The sequence below is a fragment of the Thalassococcus sp. genome (assembly GCF_982780845.1).
Map to the genome: position 1 here is coordinate 1 of NZ_CEYADA010000006.1, position 12,717 is coordinate 12,717.

Consider the following 12,717-nt stretch of genomic DNA (forward strand, 5'->3'; position numbering starts at 1 on the left):
CGAAGGCGGCCGCACCGTCGGCTCCGGCGTCGTCTCCAAAATCATCGCATAAGCGGTGGTTTGCAGGTGCGCCATCCTTGGCGCACCTTCGATGCCAAACAGAAATTCGTCAGTTTTATCCGTAGGATAGACTGGCAAAGGGTTCGAAGAAGCGGCGGGATGGTCCCGCCTCTTCCTCTCAACTCTCACGCGCCAAAATAAGGCCAGTAATATGCAAAGCCAGAACATTCGCATTCGGCTCAAGGCGTTTGACTACCGTGTGCTGGACGCCAGCACGCAGGAAATCGTCAACACAGCCAAACGGACGGGCGCCGACGTGCGCGGCCCGATCCCACTGCCGAACAAGATCGAACGCTTCACCGTTCTGCGTGGTCCCCACGTGAACAAGAAGTCCCGCGATCAGTTTGAAATTCGCACCCACAAGCGTCTGCTCGACATCGTCGACCCGACGCCGCAGACTGTGGACGCCCTGATGAAACTCGACCTCGCCGCTGGCGTTGACGTCGAGATCAAGGTTTAAGGAGGGCAACGGAAGATGCGCTCTGGTGTAATCGCAAAGAAAGTCGGCATGACCCGGCTTTTCATGGAAGACGGTAAGCAGATTCCTGTGACCGTTCTCCAACTCGAAAACCTTCAGGTTGTTGCTCAGCGTACAGCAGACCAGCACGGCTACTCGGCCGTTCAGCTGGGTTGCGGTACTGTGAAAGCAAAGAACGTCTCGAAAGCGATGCGCGGCCACTTCGCCGCAGCAAAGGTCGAGCCGAAGCGCAAAATTGCGGAATTCCGCGTTGCGCCCGAGAACCTGATCAACGTCGGTGAAGAGATCACTGCTGACCACTATCTTGAAGGTCAGTACGTCGATGTTTCCGGCACCTCCATCGGTAAAGGTTTTGCCGGTGCGATGAAGCGCCACAACTTCGGTGGTCTGCGTGCGTCGCACGGTGTTTCCATCTCGCACCGTTCGCACGGTTCGACCGGTCAGTGTCAGGATCCCGGCAAGGTTTTCAAAGGCAAGAAAATGGCTGGTCACATGGGTGCTGTCCGCGTGACAACCCAGAACCTGCAGGTTGTGAAAACCGATGCCGATCGTGGCATCATCATGATCAAAGGTGCTGTTCCCGGTTCCAAGGGCGGTTGGGTGACCATTAAGGACGCCGTTAAAAAGCCGACACCTGACAACCTGGTTCTGCCCGCCGCTCTGCGTTCCGCGCAAGCGCCGGCCGCTGAAGCAGCTGCTGTTGAAGGAGACGAGGCATGAAACTCGACGTGATCAAACTTGACGGCGCAGCCGCTGGTTCTGTCGAGCTGACGGACGAGATCTTTGATCTCGAGCCGCGCGCCGACATCCTGCAGCGTGTTGTTCGCTGGCAGCGTAACAAGGCTCAGGCCGGTACGCACAAGGTTAAGACCCGCTCGGAAGTGAGCTACTCGACCAAGAAGATCTATCGCCAGAAGGGCACAGGTGGCGCACGTCACGGTTCCCGTAAGGCGCCCATCTTCCGCAAGGGTGGTATCTACAAGGGTCCGACACCGCGCAGCCACGCACACGACCTGCCTAAAAAGGTCCGTGCACTGGGTCTGAAACTGGCTCTGTCCGCAAAGGCAAAGACAGGTTCGCTGGTTGTGATCGAAACCGCCGAAACAGACGGCAAGACCAACACACTGGCCAAGCAGGTCCGTGATCTTGGTTGGAAGCGCGCTCTGATCATCGATGGCGCAAGCGTAAACGAGGGCTTTGCCCGCGCCGCTGCAAACATCGACGGTCTGGATGTGCTGCCGTCCATGGGCGCAAACGTCTATGACATCCTCAAGCGTGACACTCTGGTGCTCACAAAAGCGGGTGTAGAAGCACTGGAGGCTCGACTGAAATGAGCGCGAAGGCAGAACACTACGACGTGATCCGCAAGCCGATCATCACTGAAAAGTCCACAATGGCGTCTGAAAACAACGCTGTGGTTTTCGAAGTTGCGATCGATGCGAACAAACCGCAGATCAAAGAAGCGGTTGAAGCCCTGTTCGGCGTTAAGGTGAAGGCAGTGAACACTGTCGTCTCCAAAGGTAAAGTCAAGCGTTTCCGTGGTCAGATCGGCCGCCGGAACAACGTGAAGAAAGCTTACGTGACGCTGGTTGAAGGCAACACAATCGACGTTTCCACTGGTCTGTGATCAGCGGTTGAACGGAATAGAAGGGCCCTCGGTGAAAACCGGGGGCCTTTTTTTGTAGGGCAGTCAAACGCTGCTGATAGCGATTTCCGACATGTGCAAAGCCCCTTATTTTCTTGGCTTTGCGTTTTGTCGGAATACATCGGCTGCAGCTATTGACCCCTCGGGATCGTTGGACTAAACGACCCCATCGGCTGGCCCCGGATTCGTTCCGGGGCTTTCCTGTTGTTCTTAAGAAACATCGTTTCGACAGGACATTGCTAATCGGGGACCTTCGGGGCCCTATACTCGAAATAGGCAGGCCTTTGGGTTTGCCGCACGTTAAACGGAAGACAGAAAGCATGGCACTCAAGTCGTATAAACCGACGACGCCGGGCCAGCGCGGGCTGGTGCTGATCGACCGTTCGGAGCTGTACAAAGGACGTCCTGTCAAAGCCCTCACCGAGGGTCTGACAAAGTCGGGCGGTCGTAACAACACCGGACGGATCACATCTCGCCGCCGCGGCGGTGGCGCGAAGCGTCTCTACCGGATCGTCGATTTCAAGCGTAACAAATTTGATGTCGCAGGCATCGTTGCACGCATTGAATATGACCCAAACCGCACAGCCTTTATCGCGCTCATCCAGTATGATGACGGCGAACAGGCGTACATCCTCGCACCGCAGCGTCTCGCGATCGGTGACAAGGTCATCTCTTCTGCCAAAGCAGACATCAAGCCCGGCAACGCAATGCCGTTCTCTGGTCTGCCGATTGGTACAATCGTTCACAACATCGAACTGAAGCCGGGCAAGGGCGGTCAGATCGCACGTGCCGCTGGTACATATGCTCAGTTCGTTGGTCGTGACGGTGGCTACGCTCAGATCCGCCTGTCCTCGGGCGAACTGCGCATGGTACGTCAGGAATGCATGGCAACAGTTGGCGCCGTGTCGAACCCCGACAACTCCAACCAGAACTACGGTAAAGCCGGTCGTATGCGCCACAAAGGCAAGCGTCCGTCCGTTCGTGGTGTCGTTATGAACCCGATCGATCACCCGCACGGTGGTGGTGAGGGTCGGACATCGGGTGGTCGTCACCCGGTCACCCCGTGGGGTAAGCCGACCAAGGGTGCACGCACTCGTAACACCAACAAGGCATCGCAGAAGCTGATCATTCGCTCGCGTCATGCCAAGAAGAAAGGGCGGTAATCCATGACACGCTCTGTTTGGAAAGGCCCCTTTGTGGATGCTTATGTGCTTAAGAAAGCAGAAGCATCGCGCGAATCCGGCCGCAATGAAGTGATCAAAATCTGGTCGCGCCGTTCGACAATCCTGCCCCAGTTCGTAGGTCTGACATTCGGCGTCTACAACGGCCAGAAGCACGTTCCCGTGCTGGTATCCGAAGACATGATCGGCCAGAAGTTCGGTGAATATTCCCCGACGCGTACCTACTACGGTCACGCAGCCGACAAAAAAGCCAAAAGGAAGTAAGCCATGGGCAAGGATAAAAATCCCCGCCGCGTGGCGGACAACGAGGCAATGGCGAAGCTGCGCATGCTGCGCACGTCTCCGCAGAAGCTGAACCTCGTTGCGGCAATGATCCGCGGCAAGAAGGTTGACAAGGCTCTGACCGATCTGACCTTCTCGAAAAAGCGTATCGCCGTTGACGTGAAGAAGTGCCTCCAGTCGGCTATCGCAAACGCAGAAAACAACCACGGTCTCGACGTAGACGAACTGGTTGTTGCGGAAGCATATGTTGGCAAGAACCTGGTGCTGAAGCGTGGACGTCCTCGGGCGCGTGGCCGTTTTGGTCGCATCCTGAAGCCGTTCTCGGAAATCACCATCAAGGTGCGTCAGATCGAGGAGCAAGCCTAATGGGTAACAAAACCAATCCGATCGGCATGCGTCTTCAGGTCAACCGCACCTGGGACAGCCGCTGGTACGCTGATACCAAGGACTACGGTGATCTGCTGCTGGAAGACCTCGCGATCCGCGAATTCATCCACGAAGAGTGCAAGCAGGCGGGTATCGCCCGTATCATCATCGAGCGTCCGCACAAGAAATGCCGCGTAACCATTCATGCCGCCCGCCCGGGTGTCATCATTGGTAAAAAAGGCGCGGACATCGAAGCCCTGCGCAAAAAGCTGGCTCGCATGACCGAGTCCGAGCTGCACCTCAACATCGTTGAAGTGCGCAAGCCCGAGCTTGATGCGCGTCTGGTTGGCGAATCCATCGCCCAGCAGCTTGAGCGTCGTGTTTCTTTCCGTCGCGCTATGAAGCGTGCCGTTCAGAACGCAATGCGCATGGGCGCACTGGGTATCCGTGTGAACGTTGCGGGCCGTCTTGGCGGTGCCGAAATCGCGCGGACAGAATGGTATCGCGAAGGCCGCGTGCCCCTGCACACACTGCGTGCTGACATCGATTATTCGCATGTCGAAGCTGAAACACCCTACGGTATCATCGGTATCAAGGTGTGGATCTTCAAAGGCGAGATCATGGAGCACGATCCGCAGGCGCGTGACCGCAAGAGCCAGGAAATTCAAGACGGCCCTGCACCCCGTGGTGCTGGTGGCGGTCGGCGCTAAGGAGGGCTGAACTGTGCTTCAACCTAAACGCACCAAATTCCGTAAGGCCCATAAGGGCCGGATCAAAGGCCTTGCAAAAGGCGGTTCCGATCTGAACTTTGGCACATACGGCCTGAAGGCCCTTGAGCCAGAGCGTGTAACAGCACGTCAGATCGAAGCAGCACGTCGTGCCATGACGCGTCACATGAAGCGTCAGGGCCGTGTCTGGATCCGTATCTTCCCGGATACACCCGTAACCGCAAAGCCCATCGAAGTTCGTATGGGTAAAGGTAAGGGTTCCGTCGACCGTTGGACCTGCAAGGTTAAGCCCGGTCGCGTGATGTTCGAACTGGACGGCGTTAACGAAGAAATCGCACGAGAGGCCCTGCGCCTGGCAGCGATGAAACTGCCGATCAAGTCGCGCGTCGTTGTTCGCGAAGACTGGTAAGACCGACGCGCATTTGCGCTAGGTTCAAGAAAAAAGACCCCCGTCAGAAATGGCGGGGGTTTTTATATTGTGCATGGCGGGGGTTTTTATATTGTGCGTGGCCTTGGTCGTTCTTAAGTGTCGCGGGCAAACAATAGGGGATCCCATGCGCCAGATCGTTGCCGACATCCTAGCCAAACAAAGCGTCAAGAATTTCGTGACGGCGGTTATTCTGTTCAATGCCATCATTCTGGGGATGGAAACATCGGACGCCATTATGGCGACGGCCGGCGATTTGCTGAAGGTGCTGGATCATATCTGTCTGGCCATCTTTGTGATCGAAATCGTTGCCAAGATTTATGCCCATCGCATGGATTTCTTCAAATCCGGCTGGAACATCTTCGACTTCTTGATCATCTGCTTGTCGTTGTCCCCAAGCGGCGAGGGCTTTGCTGTTCTTCGCGCCATGCGCATCCTGCGTTTGCTGAGGATGGTGTCGATCGCCCCGACATTGCGCCGTGTGGTCGAGGCCTTTGTATCGGCCTTGCCGGGGATGGCGTCTGTCTTCCTGCTGATGGGCCTGATTTTCTACATCGCATCTGTCATGGCGACGACACTGTTTTCCGATGCGTTCCCGCAGTGGTTCGGGTCGCTAGGCGCGTCGGCCTATTCGCTGTTCCAGATCATGACGCTGGAAAGCTGGTCCATGGGGATCGTCCGTCCGGTCATGGAGGTTTATCCATATGCGTGGATGTTCTTTGTACCGTTCATTTTGGTCACAACATTCGCGGTGGTAAACCTTGTTGTCGGTCTGGTCGTAAACTCCATGCAGGATGCCCACGCCGAGGAAAGCAACGCCGCGACCGATGATTACCGTCATGATGTGACGGACCGGTTGGAACGGATCGAGGCTGCTTTGACAGAGCTAGGTAAAAAATAAGGGGCCGTTTAGCCCCTTTCTTTTACGCCCAAGCGTAGTTGAAGCTGACGCTGATGCGTTCGTCTTCGGCCATGTTCATCGGCACCTCATGGCGTAGGAAGCTTTCCCATAGCAGGACATCGCCAACCTTGGGTTTTGCATAGACGAATGTTTTCAGTTCTTCACGTGCGCCTTTCTTGCGGGGTGGGGCGGCCATCATGCGGGCTGAGCGTGGGTCTTCCAGCTTCAGGGCCGAGGCACCGTCGGGCATGGATACATAAGTGGTGCCTGAGATCACGGAATGCGGATGGATGTGCGAGCTGTGCATGCCGCCTTCGGGCAGGATGTTGATCCAGATGTCTTCCAGCTTCAGTTCGCGTCCGTCCAGATCGAACTCCAGATCTTCGGCAAAGGCGGCGACGTGTTTGTCCAGCGCATCCACGATTGATTTGAAAATCGGAAAGCGCCAGGGCAGGTCGGTCAGCGAGGCGTAGCTGGTATAACCCGGATAACCGTTTTCTTCGCACCACTCTTGTCCGGCGTCATCGTCTTCGGCAATCACATAGCAGGAATTCTCAAGTTCTTGCGCGTCGATGTCGTCGCCGAATTCATTCAGTTCCGCGCGGTAAAGGCGCGTTACAAACAGGGATGAGATTTGTGCCATGAAACCGAATTGCCTTTGGTCTGGATTTGTTTGATCTAGGCTTACACCTGCCCACCACGACAGGGAAGGCGGCGCCGGTATTTCCTGCTGAAATTCGCTGAATGGGGCAGGGGGCAGGAAATATCCTGAAAAACACTTGCTAATATGGGCTTTCGGTTGTACTGGGACCGCTCATCCACGGACTCCACCGGAATCAGGGTGACCTTGCGCGTCTAACGTAGGCAGGGGCTCTCCGGTGATGTTGATTAAAGAAAGGGCGACAATGAACGCCAATGAACTCCGTGACAAGACCCCGGACGAACTCCGGGACCAGCTTGTCCAGCTTAAGAAAGAGGCCTTCAACCTGCGCTTCCAGCAGGCCACAGGTCAGATCGAGAACACCGCACGTATGCGCACCGTACGTCGCGATGTGGCACGGATCAAAACCGTGCTGAACCAAAAAGCCGCTGACGCGGCATCGGCAGAATAAGGGGAGCCTTGAGACATGCCCAAACGTATTCTCCAAGGCGTCGTAACAAGCACAGCAAACGCCCAGACTGTCACAGTCTCGGTTGAGCGTCGCTTCAAGCACCCTGTTCTGAAAAAGACGATCCGTAAGTCCAAAAAATACCGGGCTCACGATGAAGCTGAAAAGTTTCAGGTCGGCGACGCGGTTCGCATCATCGAATGCGCACCCAAGTCGAAAACGAAACGCTGGGAAGTTGTCGTCGAATAAGACGGTAACGATCCAGTTTGATCGAAACCCTGGGGGCGTACAACAGAACACCCCCCAAAGGTCGGGAGAAACCACATGATCCAGATGCAGACCAATCTGGATGTTGCTGACAACTCCGGCGCTCGCCGGGTGCAGTGCATCAAGGTCCTGGGTGGTTCCAAGCGTAAATACGCATCCGTTGGCGACATCATCGTCGTCTCGGTAAAAGAAGCCATCCCGCGTGGTCGCGTTAAGAAAGGTGACGTCCGTAAGGCCGTCGTCGTGCGTACCGCCAAAGAAGTCCGTCGTGAGGACGGCACAGCAATTCGCTTTGACCGTAACGCCGCCGTGATCCTGAACAACGCAGGTGAGCCGGTCGGTACCCGTATCTTCGGGCCGGTTGTTCGCGAACTGCGTGCGAAGAACTTCATGAAGATCATCTCGCTTGCTCCGGAGGTGCTGTAATGGCTGCTAAACTCCGTAAAGGTGACAAGGTCATCGTTCTTGCCGGTAAAGACAAAGGCAAGACAGGCACCATCGCTTCCGTCGACCCCAAAGCGGGCAAGGCTGTTGTTGACGGTGTGAACTTGGCGATCCGCCACCAGCGTCAGACACAATCCAGCCAGGGCGGCCGTCTGCCCAAGGCGATGCCGATTGCTCTGTCCAACCTGGCATTCGTTGATGCAAACGGCAAAGCAACTCGCGTTGGCTTCAAGGTTGAAGGCGACAAGAAAGTACGCGTTGCCAAATCCACAGGGGACGTAATCGATGCTTGATACGCAAAACTACACCCCGCGTCTGAAGTCGGTCTTCAAGGACTCTATTCGCGCAGCGATGAAAGAAGAGTTCGGCTACAAGAACGACATGCAGATCCCGCGTCTGGACAAAATCGTTCTGAACATCGGCTGTGGCGCAGAAGCGGTTCGCGACTCCAAAAAAGCGAAATCGGCCCACGAAGATCTGACACGGATTGCTGGTCAGATGGCAGTTGTCACGAAAGCAAAGAAATCCATCGCGGGTTTTCGTGTTCGTGAAGAAATGCCGCTGGGTGCGAAGGTAACTCTTCGCGGTGACCGTATGTACGAATTCCTGGATCGTCTGATCACCATCGCAATGCCGCGTATTCGCGACTTCCGTGGTGTAAAGCCGTCCTTCGACGGTCGTGGCAACTTTGCCATGGGTCTGAAAGAACACATCGTGTTCCCGGAAATCGATTTCGACAAGGTAGACGAAGTTTGGGGGATGGACATCATCATCACCACAACTGCGGACACCGACGCGGAAGCCAAGGCGCTGTTGAAGCACTTCAACATGCCGTTCACCAGCTAAGGGGATTTTAGACTATGGCTAAGAAATCCATGGTAGAACGCGAGAAGAAGCGCGAACGCCTTGTGGCAAAATATGCCGAAAAGCGTGCCGCGTTGAAAGAAATCGCGAACGACGAATCCAAGCCGATGGAAGAGCGTTTCAAAGCGCGCCTGAAGCTTGCCAAACTGCCGCGGAACTCGGCGCCTACGCGCCTGCACAACCGCTGCCAGCTCACCGGGCGTCCGCACGCCTATTACCGCAAGCTGAAGATCAGCCGGATCATGCTGCGCGAACTGGGTTCGCAAGGTCTGCTTCCGGGCATGGTCAAGTCCAGCTGGTAAGGAGGGTCCAAGAATGAACGATCCTATCGGCGATATGCTGACCCGTATCCGCAACGCTCAGATGCGTGGCAAGTCCACTGTATCGACCCCGGCCTCCAAGCTGCGTGCTTGGGTTCTGGATGTGCTTCTCGAAGAGGGCTACATCCGCGGCTATGAGCGTACAACAGGTGCCAACGGTCATCCGGCACTGGAAATCAGCCTGAAGTACTACGAAGGCACACCGGTTATCCGCGAAGTTAAGCGCGTATCCAAGCCGGGCCGTCGTGTGTATCTGGGTGTGGATGAAATTCCGCAGGTTCGTCAGGGCCTGGGCATTTCCATCGTCTCCACGCCTAAAGGTGTCATGTCCGACGCAAACGCTCGTAGCCAGAATGTTGGCGGCGAAGTGCTTTGCACGGTCTTCTAAGGAGGTCATTCGATGTCTCGTATTGGTAAAAAACCGGTCGAGCTGCCGTCGGGTGTAACCGCCGCAGTGTCCGGCCAGACCATTGAAGTAAAAGGCCCCAAAGGGACCCAGAGCTTCACTGCAACGGACGACGTGACTATTGCTGTAGAAGACAATGTCATCACTGTAACGCCGCGCGGCAAATCCAAGCGCGCACGTCAGCAGTGGGGCATGACCCGCACAATGGTTGCTAACATCGTACACGGTGTTCAGAACACCTTCAAAAAAGAACTTGAAATCCAGGGCGTTGGTTATCGTGCCGCCGTTCAGGGCAATGTTCTGAAGCTGAACCTTGGCTATAGCCACGATGTTGATTTCGCAATTCCGGAAGGTGTGACGGTTACCGCCGCTAAGCCGACTGAACTGGTCGTCGAAGGACATGACGCCCAGCTGGTCGGTCAGGTTGCCGCCAACATTCGCGACTGGCGTCGCCCCGAGCCTTACAAAGGCAAGGGCATTCGCTACAAAGGCGAATACATCTTCCAGAAGGAAGGCAAGAAGAAGTAAGGACGGAGCACATGGCAAACAGCAAACAGGTTCTGTTCCAGAAGCGCCGTCTGCGCGTACGGAACAAGTTGCGGAAGACCAATTCCGGTCGCATGCGCCTTTCGGTGCACCGCAGCAACAAAAACATCAGCGTTCAGCTGATCGACGATGTGAACGGCGTAACAGTCGCTTCGGCCTCTTCCATGGAAAAGGCACTGGGCGTTGTTGGCAAAAACAACATCGAAGCAGCCACCAAAATCGGTGCTGCGATCGCAGAACGTGCCAAGAAGGCCGGTGTCGAAGAAGCATACTTCGACCGCGGTGGCTTCCTTTTCCACGGTCGCATCAAGGCTCTGGCCGATGCAGCCCGCGAAGGTGGTCTGAAAATCTAATGGTTGTGCGCGAGGGCTCTGGCCTTCGCGCATTTCCTCTTTCGAGTGAAGGCAGAAATGCCTCGATGATCGGGGGGCTGGTGACAGTCCACTGCGATTGAGACACAGCGCCTTAGGCGCAAGAATAAAGGGATGCCAAATGGCAGAACGTGAAAACCGCCGGGGTAACCGTCGCGAACGCGAGGAAGCACCGGAATTCGCAGATCGTCTTGTAGCGATCAACCGCGTTTCGAAAACAGTTAAAGGCGGTAAGCGCTTTGGCTTTGCTGCACTGGTAGTCGTAGGCGACCAGAAAGGCCGCGTAGGCTTTGGTAAGGGTAAAGCGAAAGAAGTGCCCGAGGCGATCCGTAAGGCAACCGAGCAAGCGAAGCGCCAGATGATCCGCGTGCCGCTGCGCGAAGGTCGTACACTGCACCACGACATCGAAGGTCGTCACGGTGCGGGCCGCGTCGTAATGCGTACAGCTCCGACAGGTACCGGTATCATCGCCGGTGGTCCGATGCGTGCCGTATTCGAAATGCTGGGTATTCAGGACGTTGTTGCAAAGTCCATCGGTTCCCAGAACCCCTACAACATGATCCGTGCCACTCTGAACGGTCTGAAGCGTGAAAACAGCCCCCGTCAGGTTGCTGCACGTCGCGGTAAGAAAGTCGCTGACATTCTTCCCAAGCGTGAAGACGCTCCGAACGAGTCCGCACAAGTAGCCGAGGAGGCCTGATCACATGGCTAAGACCATCGTTGTGAAACAGATCGGTTCCCCGATCCGTCGCCCGGAAAAGCAGCGTCAGACCCTGATCGGTCTGGGCCTGAACAAGATGCACAAGACCCGCGAACTGGAAGACACACCCGCGATCCGCGGCATGGTCGCCAAGATCCCGCACCTGGTCGAGATCATCGAAGAGCGCGGCTAAGCCGGTTCTTTCGGGACAGTGAGAAATAAGAAGGGCCCTTCGCTGGAAGGGCCCTTTTTCTTTGCGAACGTTAAATCCGGTTTACTCGACCTTCGGGCACTTGAGGTTGCCGGTTTTGGCCCATGCGCGCACCGCGCCTTGGATCGCGCCGCTGCCCCATGCGCCGTTAACCGACAGGTTCGTGCCGGAACCCGCGGGCGTGGCGACTGCCGTAACCCATGTGCCTTTGTTGTTCGGCCCTGCACCGATAGCGCCGGTCAGCAAGGTACGGGTTGTGGTGAGCGTGGTCTGGCTGCTTGTGCGGCGTACTTTCGTGTCAAGGCCGACGGTCCACGCGCTGTTGCTGATCATACCGCCGCCAATCGTCATGTCGCTGGCGCCGAAAGTGCCGTTCAGGCATTTCGCAGCACCGGCGTCCAAACTGCGGGACACATCTGCAAAGCTTCTGTTGATTGTCGTGCCTGCACCGGGTGTGGGCATGTCGACATTACAGGCGGCCAAAGCGATCATGCCGGCGCCAAGGCCCAGAAGTCTGAAAGGGTTCATGGTGTTCCTACTTATTAAAATTAATGTATTTCCTTTTTGTGATAAACCTTAACGCCAATCAACCTATGGAATACCTGAATGGTGCTTAAGTATCGGTTTGATTGAATGGTCAAGAATTTTTGACCACACGTGAGAGACGCAAAGTGACTGCGTCGATGTTCCGATATGAAACCGTCAGGGAAGGGCGTGCGCTGAAATACGGTATACTGCGGCATGTTGACCGCCTGTCGCACTTGATCCAGCGCGACTCCCCGTCTATACGCGCACGGTGATCCAAAAGGATTGCGATTCATATCAACACACGCCGCGTTTGTCCCATCCGTCGCTGGGGGGCACATCCGGCAAGGAGAAGCGACAATGAAACTTCATGAACTGCGCGACAACGAAGGCGCAACCAAGCGTAAGAAACGCATCGGCCGTGGCCCGGGTTCGGGCACAGGTAAGATGGGTGGCCGTGGTATCAAAGGTCAGAAATCCCGTTCGGGTGTAGCGATCAACGGCTACGAAGGTGGCCAAATGCCGCTCTACCAGCGTCTGCCGAAGCGTGGCTTCAACAAGCCGAACCGCAAAGCCTACGCTGTTGTTAACCTGGGCCTGATCCAGAAATTCGTTGACGCAGGCAAGCTGGACGCTGGCAACACCATCACCGAAGACGCACTGGTTACATCCGGTCTGGTTCGCCGCAAGCTGGACGGCATCCGCGTTCTGGCGAAAGGCGAAGTGACAGCGAAACTGACACTGGACGTCACAGGCGCATCCAAGTCGGCGGTTGAAGCTGTCGAGAAAGCTGGCGGTTCTGTTACCGTCAAGACAGCAGCTGCTGCTGAATAATGGGTTGTGAGCAGCGGCAACGCTGCTTACATCTCTGACCAGTTTTCCCGAC

The 12,717-nt window shown here is 56.1% G+C and carries 24 protein-coding genes; 22 read left to right on the top strand and 2 right to left on the bottom strand.

The annotated features are described in order from the left end of the window. The first annotated feature begins 211 nt into the window (after positions 1-211). From rpsJ to AC4FIA_RS08110, 10 genes are all read left to right on the top strand, one after another. Entirely contained in the window at positions 212-520 is a 309-nt protein-coding gene (gene rpsJ / locus AC4FIA_RS08065; RefSeq protein ID WP_076450108.1) for a 30S ribosomal protein S10, read from the top strand. A 15-nt stretch (positions 521-535) separates the two neighbouring features. Next, positions 536-1,258 (top strand): 50S ribosomal protein L3, encoded by a 723-nt coding sequence (gene rplC / locus AC4FIA_RS08070; protein WP_103910272.1) that lies wholly within the window; start codon positions 536-538, stop codon positions 1,256-1,258. Next, on the top strand, positions 1,255-1,872 hold the full coding sequence (gene rplD / locus AC4FIA_RS08075) for a 50S ribosomal protein L4 (protein WP_103910271.1): 618 nt from the start codon (positions 1,255-1,257) through the stop codon (positions 1,870-1,872). The genes rplC and rplD overlap by 4 nt, the downstream gene beginning before the upstream one ends. Then, positions 1,869-2,165 carry a 50S ribosomal protein L23 gene (locus AC4FIA_RS08080; RefSeq protein WP_103910270.1) on the top strand — a complete coding sequence of 99 codons (297 nt, stop codon included), beginning with the start codon at positions 1,869-1,871 and terminating at the stop codon, positions 2,163-2,165. Before rplD ends, AC4FIA_RS08080 begins: the two co-directional genes overlap by 4 nt. A 338-nt stretch (positions 2,166-2,503) precedes the next feature. Further along, the gene (gene rplB, locus AC4FIA_RS08085; protein WP_103910269.1) at positions 2,504-3,346 is read left to right on the top strand and encodes a 50S ribosomal protein L2; all 843 of its coding nucleotides are present in this window, start codon (positions 2,504-2,506) and stop codon (positions 3,344-3,346) included. A 3-nt stretch (positions 3,347-3,349) separates the two neighbouring features. Then, on the top strand, positions 3,350-3,628 hold the full coding sequence (rpsS, locus tag AC4FIA_RS08090) for a 30S ribosomal protein S19 (RefSeq protein ID WP_103910268.1): 279 nt from the start codon (positions 3,350-3,352) through the stop codon (positions 3,626-3,628). Positions 3,629-3,631: 3 nt separating this feature from the next. Further along, positions 3,632-4,012, top strand: coding sequence for a 50S ribosomal protein L22 (rplV, locus tag AC4FIA_RS08095; protein ID WP_103910267.1), 381 nt, complete (start codon positions 3,632-3,634; stop codon positions 4,010-4,012). Beyond that, positions 4,012-4,722 carry a 30S ribosomal protein S3 gene (gene rpsC / locus AC4FIA_RS08100; protein ID WP_103910266.1) on the top strand — a complete coding sequence of 237 codons (711 nt, stop codon included), beginning with the start codon at positions 4,012-4,014 and terminating at the stop codon, positions 4,720-4,722. Before rplV ends, rpsC begins: the two co-directional genes overlap by 1 nt. Before the next feature lie 13 nt (positions 4,723-4,735). Then, the gene (rplP, locus tag AC4FIA_RS08105; protein ID WP_103910265.1) at positions 4,736-5,149 is read left to right on the top strand and encodes a 50S ribosomal protein L16; all 414 of its coding nucleotides are present in this window, start codon (positions 4,736-4,738) and stop codon (positions 5,147-5,149) included. A 145-nt stretch (positions 5,150-5,294) separates the two neighbouring features. Continuing rightward, complete coding sequence (locus AC4FIA_RS08110) at positions 5,295-6,068, top strand: ion transporter (RefSeq protein ID WP_490365429.1); 774 nt, start codon at positions 5,295-5,297, stop codon at positions 6,066-6,068. Positions 6,069-6,090: 22 nt separating this feature from the next. On the opposite strand, the gene AC4FIA_RS08115 is transcribed toward AC4FIA_RS08110, so the two are convergent. After that, complete coding sequence (locus AC4FIA_RS08115; RefSeq protein WP_490365430.1) at positions 6,091-6,711, bottom strand: 2OG-Fe(II) oxygenase family protein; 621 nt, start codon at positions 6,709-6,711, stop codon at positions 6,091-6,093. A 262-nt stretch (positions 6,712-6,973) separates the two neighbouring features. Here AC4FIA_RS08115 and rpmC point away from each other — a divergent pair, with 262 nt between their 5' ends. The 11 genes from rpmC to rpmD all read left to right on the top strand — a co-directional run bounded on the left by rpmC (position 6,974) and on the right by rpmD (position 11,288). Further along, positions 6,974-7,180, top strand: coding sequence for a 50S ribosomal protein L29 (gene rpmC / locus AC4FIA_RS08120; protein WP_103910261.1), 207 nt, complete (start codon positions 6,974-6,976; stop codon positions 7,178-7,180). A gap of 15 nt (positions 7,181-7,195) precedes the next feature. After that, entirely contained in the window at positions 7,196-7,426 is a 231-nt protein-coding gene (gene rpsQ / locus AC4FIA_RS08125; RefSeq protein ID WP_103910260.1) for a 30S ribosomal protein S17, read from the top strand. Positions 7,427-7,501: 75 nt separating this feature from the next. Beyond that, on the top strand, positions 7,502-7,870 hold the full coding sequence (rplN, locus tag AC4FIA_RS08130) for a 50S ribosomal protein L14 (protein ID WP_007427594.1): 369 nt from the start codon (positions 7,502-7,504) through the stop codon (positions 7,868-7,870). After that, a complete protein-coding gene (rplX, locus tag AC4FIA_RS08135; protein ID WP_490365431.1) occupies positions 7,870-8,181 on the top strand; it encodes a 50S ribosomal protein L24 in 312 nt (103 codons plus the stop codon). The genes rplN and rplX overlap by 1 nt, the downstream gene beginning before the upstream one ends. Beyond that, positions 8,174-8,734, top strand: a complete 561-nt coding sequence (rplE, locus tag AC4FIA_RS08140) for a 50S ribosomal protein L5 (RefSeq protein WP_103910258.1) — start codon at positions 8,174-8,176, stop codon at positions 8,732-8,734. The genes rplX and rplE overlap by 8 nt, the downstream gene beginning before the upstream one ends. 14 nt (positions 8,735-8,748) lie before the next feature. After that, positions 8,749-9,054, top strand: coding sequence for a 30S ribosomal protein S14 (rpsN, locus tag AC4FIA_RS08145; protein ID WP_103910257.1), 306 nt, complete (start codon positions 8,749-8,751; stop codon positions 9,052-9,054). 13 nt (positions 9,055-9,067) lie between these two features. Then, a complete protein-coding gene (gene rpsH, locus AC4FIA_RS08150) occupies positions 9,068-9,460 on the top strand; it encodes a 30S ribosomal protein S8 (RefSeq protein WP_103910256.1) in 393 nt (130 codons plus the stop codon). Between the two features lie 12 nt (positions 9,461-9,472). Further along, complete coding sequence (gene rplF, locus AC4FIA_RS08155; protein WP_103910255.1) at positions 9,473-10,006, top strand: 50S ribosomal protein L6; 534 nt, start codon at positions 9,473-9,475, stop codon at positions 10,004-10,006. 11 nt (positions 10,007-10,017) lie between these two features. Then, entirely contained in the window at positions 10,018-10,377 is a 360-nt protein-coding gene (rplR, locus tag AC4FIA_RS08160; RefSeq protein ID WP_103910254.1) for a 50S ribosomal protein L18, read from the top strand. Between the two features lie 139 nt (positions 10,378-10,516). Continuing rightward, a complete protein-coding gene (gene rpsE, locus AC4FIA_RS08165; protein WP_103910253.1) occupies positions 10,517-11,095 on the top strand; it encodes a 30S ribosomal protein S5 in 579 nt (192 codons plus the stop codon). Between the two features lie 4 nt (positions 11,096-11,099). Next, positions 11,100-11,288 (top strand): 50S ribosomal protein L30, encoded by a 189-nt coding sequence (gene rpmD / locus AC4FIA_RS08170; RefSeq protein ID WP_103910252.1) that lies wholly within the window; start codon positions 11,100-11,102, stop codon positions 11,286-11,288. Positions 11,289-11,369: 81 nt separating this feature from the next. Here the strand turns inward: rpmD and AC4FIA_RS08175 are convergent, their stop codons facing one another. After that, entirely contained in the window at positions 11,370-11,834 is a 465-nt protein-coding gene (locus AC4FIA_RS08175; protein ID WP_490365432.1) for a hypothetical protein, read from the bottom strand. Between the two features lie 357 nt (positions 11,835-12,191). On the opposite strand from AC4FIA_RS08175, the gene rplO reads away from it, so the two are divergent. Further along, complete coding sequence (gene rplO, locus AC4FIA_RS08180; RefSeq protein WP_490365433.1) at positions 12,192-12,665, top strand: 50S ribosomal protein L15; 474 nt, start codon at positions 12,192-12,194, stop codon at positions 12,663-12,665. Positions 12,666-12,717: the final 52 nt, after the last annotated feature.